This window comes from Rhizobium sp. 57MFTsu3.2 (genome assembly GCF_012932765.1).
In the GTDB taxonomy this organism is placed as follows: Bacteria; Pseudomonadota; Alphaproteobacteria; order Rhizobiales; family Rhizobiaceae; genus Rhizobium; species Rhizobium altiplani.
In genome coordinates this window covers 14,613-32,532 of the sequence record NZ_JDWI01000026.1, presented here as the reverse complement: position 1 = coordinate 32,532, position 17,920 = coordinate 14,613, and the positions used below count along the sequence as shown (strand labels likewise).

At 58.9% G+C, this 17,920-nt stretch carries 19 protein-coding genes; 13 read left to right on the top strand and 6 right to left on the bottom strand.

What is annotated here, in order from left to right; genetic code table 11:
* Positions 1-108: 108 nt before the first annotated feature.
* A complete protein-coding gene (locus tag AF71_RS23255) occupies positions 109-1,299 on the top strand; it encodes a cystathionine beta-lyase (RefSeq protein ID WP_169683361.1) in 1,191 nt (396 codons plus the stop codon).
* Here the strand turns inward: AF71_RS23255 and AF71_RS23250 are convergent, their stop codons facing one another.
* Positions 1,300-2,445: an FAD-dependent monooxygenase gene (locus AF71_RS23250; protein WP_018859935.1), complete on the bottom strand. Its 1,146-nt coding sequence runs from the start codon at positions 2,443-2,445 to the stop codon at positions 1,300-1,302. It lies immediately after the preceding gene.
* A 25-nt stretch (positions 2,446-2,470) separates the two neighbouring features.
* Positions 2,471-2,716 (bottom strand): zinc-finger domain-containing protein, encoded by a 246-nt coding sequence (locus tag AF71_RS23245; protein WP_018859934.1) that lies wholly within the window; start codon positions 2,714-2,716, stop codon positions 2,471-2,473.
* A 154-nt stretch (positions 2,717-2,870) separates the two neighbouring features.
* Here AF71_RS23245 and AF71_RS23240 point away from each other — a divergent pair, with 154 nt between their 5' ends.
* The 8 genes from AF71_RS23240 (at position 2,871) to AF71_RS23205 (ending at position 10,367) form a co-directional block, all read left to right on the top strand.
* Positions 2,871-3,653, top strand: a complete 783-nt coding sequence (locus AF71_RS23240; protein WP_169683359.1) for an alpha/beta hydrolase — start codon at positions 2,871-2,873, stop codon at positions 3,651-3,653.
* A gap of 112 nt (positions 3,654-3,765) precedes the next feature.
* Positions 3,766-4,599, top strand: a complete 834-nt coding sequence (gene cysE / locus AF71_RS23235) for a serine O-acetyltransferase (RefSeq protein ID WP_169683356.1) — start codon at positions 3,766-3,768, stop codon at positions 4,597-4,599.
* A 127-nt stretch (positions 4,600-4,726) separates the two neighbouring features.
* A complete protein-coding gene (locus AF71_RS23230; protein ID WP_007532353.1) occupies positions 4,727-4,930 on the top strand; it encodes a DUF3126 family protein in 204 nt (67 codons plus the stop codon).
* Between the two features lie 246 nt (positions 4,931-5,176).
* Complete coding sequence (locus AF71_RS23225; RefSeq protein WP_018859931.1) at positions 5,177-5,599, top strand: DUF3597 domain-containing protein; 423 nt, start codon at positions 5,177-5,179, stop codon at positions 5,597-5,599.
* A gap of 230 nt (positions 5,600-5,829) precedes the next feature.
* Positions 5,830-6,201: a phasin family protein gene (locus tag AF71_RS23220; protein WP_026372161.1), complete on the top strand. Its 372-nt coding sequence runs from the start codon at positions 5,830-5,832 to the stop codon at positions 6,199-6,201.
* 259 nt (positions 6,202-6,460) lie between these two features.
* Complete coding sequence (gene clpS, locus AF71_RS23215; protein WP_008526939.1) at positions 6,461-6,814, top strand: ATP-dependent Clp protease adapter ClpS; 354 nt, start codon at positions 6,461-6,463, stop codon at positions 6,812-6,814.
* Positions 6,815-6,824: 10 nt separating this feature from the next.
* Positions 6,825-9,326 carry an ATP-dependent Clp protease ATP-binding subunit ClpA gene (gene clpA / locus AF71_RS23210; protein WP_018859929.1) on the top strand — a complete coding sequence of 834 codons (2,502 nt, stop codon included), beginning with the start codon at positions 6,825-6,827 and terminating at the stop codon, positions 9,324-9,326.
* Between the two features lie 108 nt (positions 9,327-9,434).
* A complete protein-coding gene (locus AF71_RS23205; RefSeq protein WP_169683354.1) occupies positions 9,435-10,367 on the top strand; it encodes a phosphatase PAP2 family protein in 933 nt (310 codons plus the stop codon).
* On the opposite strand, the gene AF71_RS23200 is transcribed toward AF71_RS23205, so the two are convergent.
* From AF71_RS23200 to AF71_RS23185, 4 genes are all read right to left on the bottom strand, one after another.
* Positions 10,364-10,789 carry an HIT family protein gene (locus tag AF71_RS23200; protein ID WP_018858831.1) on the bottom strand — a complete coding sequence of 142 codons (426 nt, stop codon included), beginning with the start codon at positions 10,787-10,789 and terminating at the stop codon, positions 10,364-10,366. The two genes, AF71_RS23205 and AF71_RS23200, sit on opposite strands and share 4 nt — an antisense overlap.
* 53 nt (positions 10,790-10,842) lie before the next feature.
* Complete coding sequence (locus tag AF71_RS23195; RefSeq protein ID WP_169683352.1) at positions 10,843-12,033, bottom strand: GNAT family N-acetyltransferase; 1,191 nt, start codon at positions 12,031-12,033, stop codon at positions 10,843-10,845.
* Between the two features lie 78 nt (positions 12,034-12,111).
* Positions 12,112-12,831, bottom strand: coding sequence for a glycerophosphodiester phosphodiesterase (locus tag AF71_RS23190; RefSeq protein ID WP_169683350.1), 720 nt, complete (start codon positions 12,829-12,831; stop codon positions 12,112-12,114).
* A complete protein-coding gene (locus tag AF71_RS23185; RefSeq protein WP_113471672.1) occupies positions 12,831-13,298 on the bottom strand; it encodes a RidA family protein in 468 nt (155 codons plus the stop codon). Before AF71_RS23185 ends, AF71_RS23190 begins: the two co-directional genes overlap by 1 nt.
* A gap of 137 nt (positions 13,299-13,435) precedes the next feature.
* Here AF71_RS23185 and AF71_RS23180 point away from each other — a divergent pair, with 137 nt between their 5' ends.
* The 4 genes from AF71_RS23180 to tsf all read left to right on the top strand — a co-directional run bounded on the left by AF71_RS23180 (position 13,436) and on the right by tsf (position 17,867).
* Complete coding sequence (locus AF71_RS23180; protein ID WP_025659042.1) at positions 13,436-14,272, top strand: cell envelope integrity EipB family protein; 837 nt, start codon at positions 13,436-13,438, stop codon at positions 14,270-14,272.
* Positions 14,273-14,972: 700 nt separating this feature from the next.
* Positions 14,973-15,683 (top strand): pentapeptide repeat-containing protein, encoded by a 711-nt coding sequence (locus AF71_RS23175; protein ID WP_192240746.1) that lies wholly within the window; start codon positions 14,973-14,975, stop codon positions 15,681-15,683.
* Positions 15,684-15,930: 247 nt separating this feature from the next.
* Positions 15,931-16,698: a 30S ribosomal protein S2 gene (gene rpsB, locus AF71_RS23170; protein ID WP_016553822.1), complete on the top strand. Its 768-nt coding sequence runs from the start codon at positions 15,931-15,933 to the stop codon at positions 16,696-16,698.
* A 242-nt stretch (positions 16,699-16,940) separates the two neighbouring features.
* On the top strand, positions 16,941-17,867 hold the full coding sequence (tsf, locus tag AF71_RS23165) for a translation elongation factor Ts (protein ID WP_025659039.1): 927 nt from the start codon (positions 16,941-16,943) through the stop codon (positions 17,865-17,867).
* Positions 17,868-17,920 lie beyond the last annotated feature (53 nt).

Sequence of the window (17,920 nt, the reverse complement as noted above, 5' to 3'; positions counted from 1 at the left end):
GGAATTTGCATGGCAGGGATGCTGTGCGAGTCCGGGCTACGGGGTTGACCGATCGTTTTACGCGGTCCAAGAGTTTGGCTGCATCCCACCGCCAAAGGCATTTCCGATATGATAGATAAAGAAGGCCTGCTTCAGAACGCCGGCATCAACACGCGCCTTTCCCACCTCGGCAACGATCCGGCCGAATACCACGGTTTCGTCAATCCGCCCGTTGTCCATGCCTCCACGGTCCTCTTTCCAAATGCGAGGACGATGGAGACACGTGGACAGAAGTATACGTATGCAACGCGCGGTACCCCGACGACGGATGCGCTTTGCGAGGCGATCGATGCGCTGGAAGGGTCCGCTGGGACTATCCTCGTGCCCTCGGGCCTTGCAGCTGTTACCGTCCCGTTCCTGGCGTTCCTGTCGGCCGGTGACCATGCGTTGATCGTCGATTCGGTCTATGGACCGACCCGTCATTTCTGCGACACGATGCTGAAGCGTCTCGGTGTAGAAGTAGACTATTACGATCCGCTGGTCGGTGCGGGCATCGAAGCGCTGATCAAGCCGAACACCAAGCTCGTTCATACGGAAGCGCCTGGCTCGAATACCTTCGAAATGCAGGACATTCCGGCGATTGCCGCGGTCGCCCACAAGCAGGGGGCCGTGGTAACGATGGATAACACCTGGGCGACGCCTGTTTATTTCAGGCCGCTCGACTTCGGTGTCGATGTCTCGATTCACGCCGCCACCAAATACCCGTCCGGGCACTCGGACATCCTGATGGGAACAGTCTCGGCAAACGCCAATTACTGGCCGCAGCTGCACGAAGCGAACATTACGCTCGGCATTTGCGGAGCGCCTGACGACGCCTATCAGATCCTGCGTGGATTGCGGACCATGGGCGTGCGCCTGGAGCGACACTATGAAAGTGCGCTCACGATCGCCAAATGGCTGGAGGGCAGGGAGGACGTCGCCAAGGTGCTGCATCCGGCGCTGCCGAGCTTCCCATCGCACGAATTGTGGAAGCGCGATTTCAAGGGCGCGAGCGGCATCTTCTCTTTCGTGCTTGCCGTGGACGCGCCGGAAAAATTCAAGGCCAAGGCGCACGCCTTCCTCGACGCGCTGCACATCTTCGGCCTGGGTTGGTCATGGGGTGGGTTCGAGAGCCTCGCGCTTCACGTCAACCTGAGCGATCGCCGTATCTGCAAGGCGCCCGCCGAGGGGCCGGTCATCCGTCTGCAGATCGGGCTTGAGGATGTCGTCGATATCAAGGCCGATATCGAGCGCGGTTTCGCCGCGGCAAAAGCCGTCTGATCAAGTGCCGGCGCGGTAGCCGTAAATCCAGTCGAGATCCGCCGCGAGACTTTGCGGCGGCCGCAGCGCCAGAACGATGTCCCGGCCGATGCGCATCGGTCCGCGGGCGTGATAGGCAAACTGGTTGAATGCACCGCGCTGGCGCAGCCGCGCAATCCGCGGCGTGCGATGCGCTTCGAACAACCGCAGGGCTTCGGCGACGGGATGCGACGGGGCGAACAGCGCAAGCTCATAAGCGTCTTCGATTGCCATTGCGGCACCCTGCGCCGCGAAAGGCATCATTGCGTGTGCGGCGTCGCCGATGAGGACGCAGTTGTGGCCGTCGTGCCAACGCCCGTTCGTCGTTTCGTACAAGGGCCAGAAGGTGACGTCGCCTGTCTTGGCGAATAGTTCGACGATCGCAGGATGCCACCGAGAAAAACGCGACAGCAGTTGCTGACGCTGGGCTTCCGTCGGCTGGTTGGTCCAGTCGTGCGATGCGGCATTGCCGGCGGTGATCGCCACCATATTGAAACGGTTGGCTTCCCTAAGCGGATAACAGACGAGATGCGCTGAGGGACCAAGGATGGCAGAGACGCTCGTCCGTTCAAGAAAGGCGGGCGCATTTGCGGCGTCAACGGTGAAACGGTAGGCGATGTTGCCGGAGAACCGCGGCGAGGGGCTGCCTTCGATGCTTTCCCGAACCTGCGACCAGACGCCGTCGGCGCCAATCAGAAGGTCTGCTTGGCGGTCTGACAATGGCCGGCCCTTGATCTGCGCGCCTAGATGTATCTGGCAGAGCGGCTCGTTGGCGACGGCGTCGAGCAGGGTTTGCTGCAGCGTGGAGCGATGCAGGACGCCGTAGGGAGCACCCCAGCGGGCGCGTGCAAAGCTCCCGGCGGGAACGGCTGCCAGCCGGCGCAGTGAGGTTCCGGATATCAGCTGGATGGAGTCCGGCTCGAGCCAGGCGTCGGTCAGGCGCGCGAGTACTCCCAACTCGGCCAGAATGCGTGACGCATTGGGCGAAATCTGCAGACCGGCGCCGACCTCGGTCAGTTCCGGCGCCTGCTCGAAAATCTCGGAACTGATGCCGCGCCGTGCCAAAGCAAGTGCAGCTGTAAGGCCCGCTATGCCCGCGCCAACGATGGCGGCATGTTTAGCCGGCATAGGCTTTCCGATCTCGAAATGGGTGTCAGGCGGCCTTGACGTGGAAGACGCAGCCAGCCGGATTGGTCTGGGTTGCCTTCAGCGCACCATTGAAACGGTAGAGGGTCGAGCAGTAGGAGCAGACCTTCTCGTTCTCATCGCCCATGTCGATGAAGATGTGGGGATGATCGAACGGAACGGAGGCACCGGTGCACATGAACTCTTTCACGCCGACTTCGATAACGCGGTGTCCGCCGTCGTTCTGGAAGTGGGGAATGTTGTGGCCGGCCATGTCTGTCTCCGAATGCTTTGTAACGTGCGCGGACCTTATAGTCCTTCACCGCAAATGTGTAGAGCCAAAGAGCGCTCGGACGCACAGTTTTTGCACCTGCGAGGGTTTCAGTTCTCTGGCCTATAAAATATGGTCCGGCAAAAAGGACAGTCCGATGAACTTGAATACGCCCGCTTTTTCCAGCTTGACACATGATGGGCTGAAGCTTGCCTTCTTCGATGAAGGCGATCCGGGCGGCGCTCCCGTGCTGTTGATCCACGGTTTCGCTTCCAGCGCCAACGTCAACTGGGTTAATCCCGGCTGGCTGAAGACCCTGGGCGACGAGGGCTACCGAGTCATAGCTATCGACAACCGCGGACACGGTGCAAGCGACAAGCCAAGGGATGCCGAGGCCTACCGTCCCTGGCATATGGCAAGCGATGCGATTGCGCTCCTTGATCACCTTGGGATTCCGGAAGCCAACCTGATGGGCTACTCGATGGGAGCCCGCATTTCCGTTTTTGCGGCACTTGCCCACCCCGACCGGGTCCGCTCGCTGGTCCTCGGCGGTCTTGGGATCGGCATGACGGATGGTGTCGGCGATTGGGATCCGATTGCTGATGCCTTGCTGGCTCCGTCGCTCGACGATGTCTCTCATGATCGCGGACGCATGTTCCGGGCCTTCGCCGACCAGACGAAGAGTGACCGTGACGCACTCGCCGCCTGTATCAAGGGATCTCGCGACCTCGTGGCACGCTCCGACATGGCGAAAATCGAGGCGCCGACCTTGATCGGCGTTGGAACGAAGGACGACATTGCAGGTTCAGCCCAGGAACTGGCTGCGCTGATGCCGCATGCCCAGGCGCTTGATATTCCCGGCCGCGATCACATGCTGGCCGTCGGTGACCGCGTTTTTAAGAAGGCGGTGCTGGAGTTTTATGCCAAAGTCGCCGGATAGTGACTTGCCTCCATGCCGGTGCTGCGGGACAAAGGATTCCCCAAGTACCCATTTATGTTAACAGGTTTTTGCCCTATATAGAGCCGAGCCTACGCATACGAGGAGACCTTTCATGGTCGCAAAGACAGACATTCGCTCTCTTGAGACTGGCAATCCTCTCAAGGTGATGGATCCGATCTGGGACAGCCTGCGCGAGGAAGCGCGTGTTGCCGCGGAAAACGATCCGGTGCTGGCCGCATTTCTCTATTCGACCGTGCTGAATTATCGGTCGCTCGAAGAGTGCGTGATCTACCGCATCTGTGAACGTCTCGATCATCCGGACATGCAAGCGATCCTGCTGCGCCAGACCTTCGATCAGATGCTGGAGGATTGGCCGGAGTGGAGCGCGATCCTGCGGGTCGACATTCAGGCGATCTACGACCGCGACCCCGCATGCCTGCGTTTCATGGAAGCCGTGCTCTATTTCAAGGGATTCCACGCGCTGCAGACGCACCGCCTAGCGCATTGGTTGCTGAACCGCGGCCGCCGCGATCTGGCGCTCTATCTGCAGAGCAGATCCTCGAGCGTGTTCCAGACCGACATCAATCCCGCAGCGCGTATCGGCAGGGGCATTTTCCTTGACCATGCCACCGGGTTGGTCGTCGGCGAAACCGCTGTGATTGGCGACAACGTGTCGATCCTGCATGGTGTCACCCTTGGCGGCACCGGCAAGGAAGGCTCGGATCGGCATCCGAAGATCGGCAGCGGTGTCCTGATCGGCGCCGGCGCCAAGATTCTTGGCAACATCGAGGTTGGCTATTGCTCGCGCATTGCCGCTGGCTCTGTCGTGCTGAAGGCGGTACCGCCGAAGACGACTGTGGCGGGCGTGCCGGCCAAAGTGGTCGGAGAAGCCGGGTGTTCGGAACCGTCGCGAATAATGGATCAGGTGATCGGCGCGGATATCTGAGCCGCTTACCGTCTTAACAGTACGACATATCGGCGGGGATAGCGTTCGCGCGTCTGTCCCCGCGCCTTTACAGCGCCGTCTTTCCCATGCAAGAAGCGGCCAACCGAGACCGCTCAGGAGATGCAGTGTGAAGCCCGAAGAAATCAAGAAGCTCGACGCCTATTTCAAGCGCACGTTCAACCCGCAGGTGATCGTCAAGGCACGCCCGCGAAAGAACGATTCCGCGGAAGTCTATCTCGGCGAAGAATTTCTGGGTGTCGTCTATATCGATGACGAGGACGGCGACCGCTCCTATAATTTCTCGATGGCAATCCTCGACGTTGATCTTTGATTTGTGATTGACGGGCGGCCTCGCCGCCCGTCTGCCATGTCGCGCCCGCGAGCGGCTGGCTTCTCAAGGCAAGTCGCTTGATCGATCTGCAGCGCGGCTCAGGCCTTGATCCCGCAAACCTCCGATTGTTTCTTTTCGCAGGGCAATCTTTAGCGGAAAAATAGGCTGCCTTCTCTGGACCACTCCGTCGAATGCTCCATCTCCTCTTCTGAGCATGTGCTCTGGCGCTAAGGAGGGATGCTGAGAATGGGTATTTTCGACAAGATCAAGCACGCGATTTTTGGTGAAGCCGTGGCCGCTCCGGTCACACCGTCCGCGACACCCACGCCACCGCCGACCGCAGCAGCGCCAAGCGCCGCGCCCGCTGCCCCATCGCAGCCGACTCCGGCCACCGCGTCGCCCGCCGCAGCTGCGATCGATATCGTGCCGCTGCTCGATGCCGCTGTGAAGAAGAGCGGACAGAAGCTGGATTGGCGCCGTTCGATCGTCGATCTTATGAAGGCTGTCGGTATGGACGCGAGCCTTGCGGAGCGCAAGGAACTTGCGGCAGAGCTTGGCTTTACCGGCGATCCGCACGACACCGCCACCATGAACATGTTCCTGCACAAGGCATTGATGAAACGGCTTGCCGAGAATGGCGGAAAAGTTCCGGCAGACCTCCTTGATTGACGGCTCAATGCTGGCGGCGCCGCACCGAAATTCTTCGAAAGCTCTTGGTTGCGGCGCTCCTGATATATTTTAGCAAAATCAACTATTGGAGATGGTGTCGTTGTGTCTTGCCCGAAGAAAACAGGGTGGATGCAAGTGAAGGTTGTTTTGCAATGCACAATCGTGCTTGACTATTTGTGCGTTGCAGCTACGCTTCATCCTGCTTGCAAAGGCCAAGGAGGATGATGGTCATGTTGAATTTCGATGACGCCAACCGGAAGAGCAAGGAAGCCATGGATACCATGCTGAAAAGCTATTCGGACACAGCCAAGGGCTTCCAGGCGATTGCCGCTGAAGCCGTGGAGTATTCCAAGAAGTCCTTTCAGGACACGGTCACACATTTTGAAAGTCTTTCCGGAGCGCGCAGCTTTGAAGCTGCCTTCGAGTTGCAGACCAACTATGTGAAAAGCGCATACGAGAACTTCGTGAGCGAGGCGACCAAGCTCGGCGAAATGTATTCCGATCTCGCCAAAAGCGCTTACAAACCATACGAAGCGCCTGTTGCTGCAGCGACCGCGAAGGCGACGAAAGCAGCCACAGTTGTCACGCCCGCAGCGGCATAACGATAGGCGGCAATCGCCGCATAGCCCTTGAAAATCGAGGACCGGCTACGCATCTGCGGCCGGTCTTTTCTTTTTTCGCGACGTCCGTCATCTGCTTTCGCCAGTTTCTGTGTCTTTGCGTCGGCACCGGCCGAAATGTGATTGCAGTGTGAAACGAGGGGCTTAAAATCGCGCAAGGATGGACTAAGTTAGTAGTTCGAATATTCGGTGGGCAATCACGCCTCCCAGGCCCACCGGAATGATCGAGGAATGATAGAAAATGATCGCCAAGCCGATCCGGATGCAAAACGACAGCGAAAGGAACGGGGACAACGGAAATCGCGGAACCTCGGTCATCACGCGCACGAAGCCAAAGACCAAGAAGCCCAATCTCTATCGCGTGCTGCTCCTGAATGACGATTACACACCCATGGAATTTGTCATTCATATCCTCGAGCGTTTTTTTCAGAAGGATCGTGAAAGTGCCACCCGCATCATGCTCCACGTCCACAATCACGGCGTCGGTGAATGCGGGATATTTACATACGAGGTGGCGGAGACGAAGGTGAGCCAGGTGATGGACTTCGCCCGACAGCACCAGCATCCGCTGCAATGCGTCATGGAAAAGAAGTGAGGATCTGAACGTGCCAACATTTTCGCCTAGTCTTGAGAAGGCGCTCCATCAGGCACTGACCTTTGCCAACGAGCGGCATCATGAATATGCCACGCTCGAGCATCTGCTGCTCGCCCTGATCGACGATGCCGATGCGGCCGCGGTCATGGGTGCCTGCAATGTCGACCTCGACGCGCTGCGCAAAACGCTTGTTGAATATGTCGATAACGAACTTTCCAATTTGGTCACTGGCTATGACGAGGATTCTAAGCCGACATCAGGCTTCCAGCGTGTCATCCAGCGAGCGGTGATCCATGTGCAGTCTTCCGGTCGCGAAGAGGTTACGGGGGCAAACGTCCTTGTTGCCATTTTCGCCGAGCGCGAGAGCCATGCTGCCTACTTCCTGCAGGAGCAGGAAATGACCCGCTACGACGCCGTCAACTATATCTCGCACGGGATCGGCAAGCGGCCGGGCTCGTCCGAGTCCCGTCCGCCGCGTGGCGCGGACGACGGCGAGTCCGAGAGCAAGCCGGCTTCTCGCAACAGCGGTGATCAGGAGGAGGGCGGTCCGAAGAAACAGCAGGACGCCCTGAAGGCCTACTGCGTGAACCTCAACGAGAAAGCCAAAAGCGGCAAGATCGATCCGCTGATAGGCCGCCAGGCTGAAGTCAACCGCACCATCCAGGTTCTGTGCCGTCGCTCGAAGAATAACCCGCTCTACGTCGGTGATCCCGGCGTCGGCAAGACGGCGATTGCCGAAGGCCTTGCCAAGCGCATCGTCGAGGGCAAGGTGCCGGAAGCGCTTGCTGATGCCACCATCTTCTCGCTGGATATGGGCACGCTGCTGGCCGGCACACGCTATCGCGGCGATTTCGAGGAGCGCCTGAAGCAGGTCGTCAAGGAACTGGAAGAATATCCGGGCGCCGTGCTGTTCATCGACGAGATCCACACCGTCATCGGGGCGGGTGCAACGTCGGGCGGCGCGATGGATGCATCGAACCTGTTGAAGCCGGCTCTGTCCTCGGGCGCGATCCGCTGCATCGGTTCGACCACCTATAAGGAATACCGCCAGTTTTTCGAGAAGGACCGTGCCCTGGTTCGTCGTTTCCAGAAGATCGACGTCAATGAACCGTCGATCGACGATGCGATCGAGATCATGAAGGGCCTGAAGCCTTACTTCGAGGAATATCATCACCTGCGTTATTCGAACGAAGCGATCAAGACCGCCGTCGAGCTGTCCGCCCGTTACATTTCGGACCGCAAGCTCCCTGACAAGGCAATCGATGTGATCGATGAGACTGGTGCTGCTCAGATGCTGCTGCCGCCGTCCAAGCGCCGCAAGCTGATCACCGAGAAGGAGATCGAAGCGACGGTCGCGACGATGGCGCGCATCCCGCCGAAGACGGTGTCGAAGGACGACGAAGCCGTTCTTGCCAATCTCGAGCAGGAACTGCGCTCGGTCGTCTACGGCCAGGACAATGCGATCGAAGCGTTGTCGACGTCGATCAAGCTCGCCCGCGCGGGCCTGCGTGAACCGAACAAGCCGATTGGCTCCTACGTCTTTTCCGGCCCGACAGGCGTCGGCAAGACCGAGGTTGCAAAGCAGCTGGCGTCGTCTTTGGGTGTTGAGCTTCTGCGCTTCGACATGTCCGAGTACATGGAGCGGCACACGGTATCGCGCCTGCTCGGTGCACCTCCCGGCTATGTCGGCTTCGACCAGGGCGGTCTCCTGACCGATGGCGTTGACCAGCATCCGCATTGCGTTGTGCTGCTCGATGAGATTGAGAAGGCGCATCCCGACATCTACAACATCCTGTTGCAGGTGATGGACCACGGCGCGCTGACGGACCACAACGGCAAGAAGATCGACTTCCGCAACGTCATCCTGATCATGACGACCAACGCGGGCGCATCGGAGATGGCCAAGGCCGCGATTGGCTTCGGCTCGTCCAAGCGGACAGGCGAAGACGAAGAGGCGCTGACCCGCCTGTTCACGCCCGAGTTCCGCAACCGCCTCGACGCGATCATCCCGTTCGCGGCGCTGCCGACGGAAGTCATCTACAAGGTCGTGCAGAAGTTCATCATGCAGCTCGAAGCACAGCTTTCCGAACGGAACGTCACCTTCGATCTGCACAAGGACGCCATCGCCTGGCTGGCCGAGAAGGGTTACGACGACAAGATGGGTGCTCGCCCGCTTGCCCGCGTCATCCAGGACGTCATCAAGAAGCCGCTTGCCAACGAGATCCTCTTCGGCAAGCTGCGCAAGGGCGGCGTCGTCAACGTCACGGTCGGTCCGAAGGAAGATGGCAAGCCCGGCATCATCCTCGAAGCTGTGTCGGACAGCGCCCCGATCAAGCCGAAGCCGGAAGCCGAAGTCGTCCATTCCGAGGCCGATGATGAGGATGACGGCGAGTTGAAGACGAAGGCCCGCCCGAAAAAGGCAACGGCCAAGAAGGCGAAGGCAGCAGCCGAACCGGTAACCAAGAGCTTGCCCAAGAAGGGAAGTGCGGTTCCGAGGGTTCCGAAGAAGTAAACTGAGCAAAAGGCGGCCGAAGGCCGCCTTTTCTTTTTCGCACTAGCGGTTGCTTAGACGATTCTTAAGTGAACCGGCTTTATATCGGCTCCAGCAAGGAGCCTTACGATGGTGTTTCTGCCGGCTGAACGTTTCATTGTTTTCATCATCACGACCTTGGCACTTCTTGATGCCTGCCTGTTGTTGTTGAAGGGCGTTGGAATAGACTTTGTAGGATATGCGAGCCTCATTGCTTGCGGCGCGTTCCTGGTTGCCCTTGGCCAATTTTATCGGCATGTCCGCCACAATGACCGGATCGCGGCAGCGGCGACCGCTGCGGGTCTCTTCGTGCTCTTCACGATTGCCGGTTCTATCTTCAACTATCTGTTGTTGCCTTCCTACTTCGCGCAGATTGACGGCACGCTAACGCAGATCGACGGCATGCTTGGGTATTCCTGGCCCGCTATCGTCGAATGGGCTGCGCGCCATCCGTTGGTTGGTCTCGTGTTGTACGCGGTCTACACGAGTTCGCTGATGCAGCTGTTAGGCGTGATCCTGGTTCTTGGTTTTTCCGGAAGAACAACGAGACTGCAGCATTTTCTGCTGACGGGAGTTATCGGGGCGCTGCTGGCAATCATGTTCTGGTTTTTCTTGCCGTCGATCGGTCCCTCTGCATTCCAGCGGCTCCCTCGGCAGGTCCTCGAGGCAATGCCGCTGGCTGTTAGTCCCGCTTATGGAACGGAACTCGGCCGCGTGTTGCGCGAAGGAAGCACTCATCTGACGCCAGCCAATGTGCTCGGCCTGATCGCATTCCCTTCCTTCCACATGGTCATGGCGTGCATGTCGGTCTGCTTCCTTGCCCGTATCCGGTTCGTCTTCGTTCCAGCGGCCATCCTGAATGCGCTGATGATGCCCGCAATTCTCGTACACGGAGGGCATCATCTGGTCGATCTTGTCGGCGGTGGTGTGACCTTTGCTATCGCCTATGCACTGGCGCGATCTCTACTTGAGAAGGCGACGCCGGCGGATGCGCAAAATTCAACAATACGGCTGGCGGACTAGAGCTCAGCCTTAATCTTCTCCGCGTTCGCCGCGAGTACGGCATTGTCTTCCATCTGCCCGGAATGCGGACGCAGGGCCGTACCTTCAAAACGCGGGATTATGTGGAAGTGCAGGTGAAAGACGGTCTGGCCGGCGGCTGGTTCGTTGAACTGGCAGACGAAGACGCCGTCGGCGTCGAAGGCTTCCTTGACGGCATTGGCGATCTTCTGGACGACGGGGATGGTCTTGGCGAGAACGGTCGGGTCAGCATCGAGCAGGTTGCGTGACGCCGCCTTGGGAAGGACAAGCACATGGCCCGGAGCCTGCGGCATCACGTCCATGAAGGCGATCGTGTCGCTGTCTTCGTAAATGCGGTGCGAGGGAATTTCGCCACGCAGGATCTTGGCGAAAATGTTGTTGCTGTCGTAGGCGGCGCTGGTCATACGAACTCTCCTCGTTGCTGCTGTGATCGCGTAGCGCGGCAGGGGCGAAAGCGTCAATCCTCCTGCTGGCGCTCGCCCTTTCGAAACGGGCTGTGCTCCGTCAGGATCTCGTTCATGTGCTCTACGTCGTCGCGCTCGCGCTCGAGATAGTCGGCTATAGCCCGCCGCAACCCAGCATGAGCAACATAATGCGCGGAGTGAGTTGTCACCGGCAGGTAACCTCGTGCCAGCTTGTGCTCGCCCTGGGCGCCGGCTTCCACCCGTTTGAGGCCTTTCGCCAATGCAAAGTCGACTGCCTGATGATAGCAGACTTCGAAATGCAGGAACGGATGGTCCTCGATGCAGCCCCAATGACGGCCATAAAGCGTATCGCCGCCGATGAAGTTGATCGCGCCGGCAATATAGCGACCGTCACGCTTTGCCATGACGAGCAGGATGTCATCGGGCATGCGCTCGCCGATCAGCGAGTAGAATTTGCGCGTCAGGTAAGGCCGGCCCCATTTTCGGCCGCCCGTGTCCATATAGAATTCGAAGAACTGGTCCCAGATCCGTTCTGTCAGATCGCGACCGGTCAGCCAATCAATTTCAATGCCGTGTTCGAGTGCGGTGCGGCGTTCCTTGCGAAGTGCTTTGCGCTTGCGCGACGCGAGCGTTTCCAGAAATGCCTCGTGATTGGCGTAGCCTTCGTTGATGAAGTGGAACTGCTGATCCGTCCTGTGCAGGTAGTCCTCACCTTCGAAGATGCCGATCTCGTCTTCGGGCACGAATGTGATGTGGGCGGAAGAGACGCCAAGCCGGCGCACGACCTCCTTGAGGCTCTCGGCAATGGCGTGCTGGATCGGCAGGCGCTGCAGACCTTCGGCGACAAGCAGGCGCGGGCCGGTCGCAGGGGTAAAGGGGATGGAGCATTGCAGCTTCGGATAGTAGCGTCCGCCGGCTCGTTCGAAAGCATCGGCCCAGCCGTGGTCGAAAACATATTCTCCCTGGCTGTGGTTCTTGAGATAACCGGGCAGGGCGCCGATGAGTTCGCCTTTGTCGGTTTCCAATAGAAGATGATGACCCATCCAGCCGGTTTGTGCGGTCGCCGATCCTGATTCCTCCAGCGAGGACAGGAAAGCATGCGACACGAACGGATTGTAGGCGAGAACGCTGCCTTTGCGGGAGGCCCCGGAAAGCTGAGACCAGCTCTCCGGGGAAATCGCGGTGAAAGACCGCTCGATGCGGATTGAAAGTTCGTCTGTCATGGAGCGAATGCGAGACCGTTTGGGAGGAGAATAGGGCTCACCAACAGTCTGAGCATGATCTTGTCCAAAAAGCGAGCGTCAAACCGAAACGCGCGGATCGAATCCTTCGAACGTCATCTGATCGGCATTCTCGAAGGTATGCTTTCGCCCCTTTTCGTCGCGGACGGTCCAGGTGATGACAACCATGCCCTTTTCGCGCTGGGCGGTTATGAACGGGTTCGGCAGGTCGGCGACGAAATAGGAAATGAAGTCAAGGCCGAGTTTCATCGCCTTTTCATGCACTTCGAATTCTTCCGGCTTGTTGCCGCCTGCCGTCAGCCCGAGAGGATAGGGGGCATTGAGCGCCTTCAGATCGCGAAGCAGCCAGTGGTCGAAGCTCATGAGGGCGACCTTGCCTTCATAGCCCTCAAGCACTTCGAGAACTGCTTCGGCAAAGCCCTCGTCATCGGCCTCGCGGCCTTTCAGCTCGATGACCAAGGGAACCTGACCCTTGACGAGATCGAGCAGCTGCCGCAGCGTCGGGATCTTGTCGGTCGTCCCGCCGACGGAGATGAGACCGAGCTCCTTGGACGTGCGTTCGCGCACGCCTCCCTTCAGATTGCACAGACGCTCCAAATCCTCGTCATGGAAGACAACAGGAACGCCGTCGGACGCATAGTGCAGATCGCACTCGATCGCGAATCCTGCATCGACTGCGCGCGTGAAGGCGGAGAGTGTGTTTTCCCAGACCGTCTTGTTGAGGTCATGATAGCCACGATGGGCGACCGGTTGCTCCTTGAGCCATGCTGCTGAGGTCATCAGGCAATTTCCACGATCGCATCGATTTCGACAGCGGCGTTCATCGGCAACGCGGCCATGCCGACGGCGGCGCGCGCATGCTTTCCGGCCTCGCCAAGCACGCCTGCAATCAGGTTGGAGGCGCCATTGATGACGAGGTGCTGTTCGACGAAATCAGGAGTGGAGGCCACGAAGCCGTTGAGCTTGATGACGCGCTTGATGCGACCGAGATCGCCGCCGAGGGCAGCGCTTGCTTGGGCGATGATGTTGATGGCGCAGAGTTCCGCGGCGCGCTGGCCGGTTGCGACGTCTACATTCTTGCCCAGGTGACCGAGAACAGCAATCTTTCCGCCCTCGAGCGGCAGCTGTCCGGAGATATAGAGAAGGTTCCCGCTGATGACGTAGGGGACGTAGTTGGCGGCCGGTGCAGCAGCCTCAGGCAGGGATATCCCCATTTCTTTCAGGCGCGCAGCGATTTGATCGGGCATTTTCCTCTCCGCTTTTATTGTCAATAGTTCTAAAATTATGCATCAAGGCTTGGAATCTGCTTTGTGACATTTTCGAGCCTCGATTTGGCCGAAAGCGTTCTTATAACATTGCAGGCGAGTCCAACAGGAGATTGTCAATGTTCCGATCGAGTCTTGCCGCACTTCTTCTGGCGAGCGTTTCGACGACCGTCCATGCGGCCGCGCCGGTAACGAGTGCGGCGATCGCGACTGGCCTCGTTGCTCACCGGGCGGTCTACGATCTGGAATTGAAGGATGCCTCCGAGCGTTCCGGCATTTCGGGCATGTCGGGCCGCATGGTTTATGAGTTCGACGGCAATTACTGCACGGGCTTCACCACTAACTTCCGTTTCGTTACCCAGATCGATACGGGCGATGCCGTCCGCGTCAGCGACCAGCAGACAAAGACCTTCGAGAACCTCAAGGACCGCCGGTTCACCTTCGACACCAAATCCTTCACCGACGACCAGCTCGACAAGGAGGTTAACGGTGCCGCGCAGGACCAGGCTGAAGGTGTCAAGGTTGCCTTGACCCAGCCGACCAGCAAGGAGTTGCAGCTGGCGGCAAGCCGGTTCCCAACGGAACATATGCTGGACGTGATCCAGAACGCCAAGGCTGGCAAGCGCCTGTTCGAGGCGCGCGTCTTTGACGGCTCGGACGATGGAGACAAGGCGTTGGTGACGACGACTGTGGTCGGAAAGCAGGTGGCGCCCGCAACCGACGAGGCCGATGCGGGCAACGCTGGCGCCTTCTCGAAGGCAGCCTTCTGGCCGGTCACGATCTCGTATTTCAACGAGAATACGAAGACGGACGCTTTGCCGGTTTACCGTATGTCGTTCAAGCTCTATGAAAATGGCATCACGCGTGATCTGACGATGGACTATGGCGATTTTGTTTTGAGCGGCAGGCTTGCGAAGCTCGAACTGCTCGACAGCAAATCGGCTGCCTGCAAATAACCGGAATGTAGCAGGTGCAACAAGCAGGACATCCCTACCTAAACTCGCACTTCATGAACTTTGTCGCGGGCTGAAGGTTCGATTTCCCAGCTTGAACGGGCCTGCTCAGTCTGAAACAGGCGCCCTTTGAACAACCTCTAGAACGTCACGCGTCCGTGTGGCGCGTGAGCCCCATGTGACATCGAATTCTTGGCCCGGCGATCGCATCGCGGCGTTCGCTGCCTCCAAACTAGAGAATTCATAGAAGGCAGTGTGCTTCGAGGGATTGGTTCGGCTCCAAGCGCGCCACGCGTGGAGTGCCCCAAAAGCGCGTACTGCGTCTGGCATATGGCGATCATACCAATCGTCGAAAGGCGCTCGGTCCGCTTCGTTGGGAATATCTGCCTGCACTATTAAAAGCGCTAGAGTGGACATTTTCCGTCCCTTCTCAGATCGCGCATGACAGGGCGCTCGCCGCTAAGCATATAGGAGATCCGCACGGTTCGCGACAACGCTCTGTCGCATTGCCTCCGAACCTTCGACGAGCGCTTGGACACGGCTTTGAGCAGCAATTTTTATGGCATCCGCTGTCTAGTTTCGCAAAGAACCGTCACGAATGCGCACGCCGACGATTGTCGCTAAGTAAACCCTCTCTATGCTAGTAATTCGAAAGGCGTGCTGATTTGGGCGCTAGAGTCGGATTGGAGTGAGAATCTTGACGATGCGGCATGGTGTTTTGAGTGGTGGACTCTATGGTATTTCAACGGGACTGGTTGCGCTGACGTTGTTCGTGAGCCCTCCGGCCCTCGCTGCAGATTGCGGCAGCACGCCGGCGGCAGGAGTTAATTGGAGTGAATGCACCAAGAGGAATCTCATGTTGCAAGGGAGCGACTTCCAGGGTGCCAACCTGGGAGATGCCGATCTCAGCCTGACCAATCTCAGCCACACCAACCTGACCGGAACGAATTTCGAGAAGGCAACACTGGTGCGGGCATGGCTTACGGGAGCGCAGGCCGGCAAGGCGAACTTCTCGAAAATCGAGGCCTATCGATCCGGCTTCGAGAACGTTTTCGCAGAAGGAGCGTCGTTCGCCGGCGCGGAACTCCAACGCTCCAATTTCAATGGTGCAAAGCTCAGTGGTGCGAATTTTGAGAAGGCCGAACTTGGCCGCGCAAGTTTTGACAGAGCCGTTCTAACGGGCGCACGGTTCTCGCTCGCCAATCTATCTCGCGCTGACCTCAGCGAGGCAACATTTGAAGGACCGGTGGCGTTCGATCGCGCCTTCATGTTTCTGACGCGGATCGAAGGGCTTGATTTGTCTGCCGCGACTGGTCTCGAGCAGGCTCAGGTCGATCTTGCCTGCGGGGATGCCAAGACCAAGTTGCCCGCCGGTCTCTCCGCGCCGACAAGCTGGCCCTGCGAGTCCGATTGACGCTTGGCGCGGTGACGCCAAGGGCCTGCCGGCCCATCCTCTCCACCCCACGCTGGCTGCCGGCTCCGAATGTCGTTTTTTTCGCAGGAAGCCTTGATTTTCTGCGGAAGGGAGGGTAAGGCCACCCGCATTCCACACGTAAGGCATGGGATGGTCCGGGAGAAATCCGGATTGTTCCGCCCGGTGGCATCCTCGAAGAGGGTGCTGTTAGCCTTGCGGAGGTTCAACCGGAAAAGGATTACAAGGCATGGCATTGCCCGATTTTTCTATGCGCCAGCTCCTCGAAGCAGGCGTCCACTTCGGCCACCAGACGCACCGCTGGAACCCGAAGATGAAGCCGTACATTTTCGGCGATCGTAACAACATCCACATCATCGACTTGGCTCAGACCGTTCCGATGCTGTCGCGCGCCCTGCAGGTTGTCTCCGACACCGTTGCTCGTGGCGGCCGCGTTCTCTTCGTCGGCACCAAGCGCCAGGCTTCCGAGCTGATCGCTGACTCGGCCAAGCGTTCCGCTCAGTACTATGTCAACTCGCGTTGGCTCGGCGGTATGATGACCAACTGGAAGACGATCTCCAACTCGATCCAGCGCCTGCGCAAGCTCGACGAAATCCTGTCTTCGGAACAGTCCGGCTACAACAAGAAAGAGCGCCTGAACCTCGAGCGCGAGCGCGAAAAGCTCGACAAGGCTCTCGGTGGTATCAAGGATATGGGCGGCACGCCGGACCTGATGTTCATCATCGACACCAACAAGGAAAAGATCGCGATCGACGAAGCCAAGCGCCTCGGCATTCCGGTTGTCGCAATCATCGACTCGAACTGCGATCCTGATCTGATCGACTATCCGATCCCGGGCAACGACGACGCCTCGCGCGCCATCGCTCTCTACTGCGACCTGATCGCACGCGCTGCCATCGACGGTATCGCTCGCCAGCAGAGCTCGTCGGGCCGCGATCTCGGCGCATCGATCGAAGCTCCGGTTGAGCCGGCGCTCGAAGGCGAAGCCGAAGCCTGATAAAAGAAGCAGTCGGGCTGGATGGCCCGTCATGCTTTCCAGAGATTGGGAAAAGGCCGCTCGCGACTTTCTAAAGTTCGGCGGCCTTGACCGTTTCAGGCGAGGGCGATCAGTCTCTCGCCATTTGAGTTTCGTATGAGGCGTCTTTCATCACGCTGTCATACATACAGGTACATTTCGTGCCTCAATCCGGTGTTGCACCGCCTTTGCGGGCCACCGTTTGAACCGACAAGAGGAAGCTTATGACCGAGATTACGGCTGCACTGGTGAAGGAACTGCGCGAGAAGTCCGGCGCAGGAATGATGGACTGCAAGAAGGCGCTGCTCGAAAACAACGGCGACATCGAAGCATCGATCGACTGGCTGCGCGCCAAGGGCATCTCCAAGGCCGACAAGAAGGCCGGCCGCGCTGCTGCTGAAGGCCTGATTGCCATTGCCGGCGCCGGTCACAAGGCTGTTGTCGTCGAGCTGAACTCGGAAACGGACTTCGTTGCCCGCAACGATGCCTTCCAGGATCTCGTTCGCGGCATCGCCAACGTTGCCCTGTCCACCGATGGCACGGTTGAAGCCATTGCTGCCGCGACATACCCGGCATCCGGCAAGCCGGTCGCCGACACCATCAAGGACGCGATCGCGACCATCGGCGAAAACATGACGCTCCGTCGCGCTGCCAAGCTCGAAGTCGAGCACGGCGTTGTTGCGACCTACATCCACAACGCTGCTGGCGACGGCATCGGCAAGCTCGGCGTGCTCGTCGCCCTGAAGTCGGAAGGTGACAAGGCCGTCCTGACCTCGATCGGCCGCCAGGTTGCCATGCACATCGCTGCGACCAACCCGCTCGCCATCCGCGCCGAAGAAGTCGACGCTGCCGTTGCCGAGCGCGAACGCAACGTCTTCATCGAGCAGGCCCGCGAATCCGGAAAGCCGGAAGCCATCATCGAAAAGATGGTCGAAGGCCGTATGCGCAAGTTCTTCGAAGAAGTTGCTCTGCTCTCGCAGGCTTTCGTCATCAACCCCGACCTGACGGTCGGCGCTGCTGTCAAGGAAGCAGAAAAGGAAGCCGGCGCCAAGATCGAAGTCGTCGGCATGGCACGCCTTCTCCTCGGCGAAGGCGTCGAGAAGGAAGAGAGCGACTTCGCTGCTGAGGTGGCCGCTGTCGCCAAGGGCTGATCGACCTATACATGTGAAAACCGAAGGGCATCGCGTGACAACGCGGTGCCCTT

Bases quoted from the DNA above. Each gene is read 5' to 3' on its own strand.
- AF71_RS23255 (WP_169683361.1), top strand. From the start codon at position 109: ATGATAGATAAAGAAGGCCTGCTTCAGAACGCCGGCATCAACACGCGC.
- AF71_RS23250 (WP_018859935.1), bottom strand. From the start codon at position 2,445: ATGCCGGCTAAACATGCCGCCATCGTTGGCGCGGGCATAGCGGGCCTT.
- AF71_RS23245 (WP_018859934.1), bottom strand. From the start codon at position 2,716: ATGGCCGGCCACAACATTCCCCACTTCCAGAACGACGGCGGACACCGC.
- AF71_RS23240 (WP_169683359.1), top strand. From the start codon at position 2,871: ATGAACTTGAATACGCCCGCTTTTTCCAGCTTGACACATGATGGGCTG.
- cysE (WP_169683356.1), top strand. From the start codon at position 3,766: ATGGTCGCAAAGACAGACATTCGCTCTCTTGAGACTGGCAATCCTCTC.
- AF71_RS23225 (WP_018859931.1), top strand. From the start codon at position 5,177: ATGGGTATTTTCGACAAGATCAAGCACGCGATTTTTGGTGAAGCCGTG.
- AF71_RS23220 (WP_026372161.1), top strand. From the start codon at position 5,830: ATGTTGAATTTCGATGACGCCAACCGGAAGAGCAAGGAAGCCATGGAT.
- clpS (WP_008526939.1), top strand. From the start codon at position 6,461: ATGATCGCCAAGCCGATCCGGATGCAAAACGACAGCGAAAGGAACGGG.
- AF71_RS23205 (WP_169683354.1), top strand. From the start codon at position 9,435: ATGGTGTTTCTGCCGGCTGAACGTTTCATTGTTTTCATCATCACGACC.
- AF71_RS23200 (WP_018858831.1), bottom strand. From the start codon at position 10,789: ATGACCAGCGCCGCCTACGACAGCAACAACATTTTCGCCAAGATCCTG.
- AF71_RS23195 (WP_169683352.1), bottom strand. From the start codon at position 12,033: ATGACAGACGAACTTTCAATCCGCATCGAGCGGTCTTTCACCGCGATT.
- AF71_RS23190 (WP_169683350.1), bottom strand. From the start codon at position 12,831: ATGACCTCAGCAGCATGGCTCAAGGAGCAACCGGTCGCCCATCGTGGC.
- AF71_RS23185 (WP_113471672.1), bottom strand. From the start codon at position 13,298: ATGCCCGATCAAATCGCTGCGCGCCTGAAAGAAATGGGGATATCCCTG.
- AF71_RS23180 (WP_025659042.1), top strand. From the start codon at position 13,436: ATGTTCCGATCGAGTCTTGCCGCACTTCTTCTGGCGAGCGTTTCGACG.
- AF71_RS23175 (WP_192240746.1), top strand. From the start codon at position 14,973: ATGCGGCATGGTGTTTTGAGTGGTGGACTCTATGGTATTTCAACGGGA.
- rpsB (WP_016553822.1), top strand. From the start codon at position 15,931: ATGGCATTGCCCGATTTTTCTATGCGCCAGCTCCTCGAAGCAGGCGTC.
- tsf (WP_025659039.1), top strand. From the start codon at position 16,941: ATGACCGAGATTACGGCTGCACTGGTGAAGGAACTGCGCGAGAAGTCC.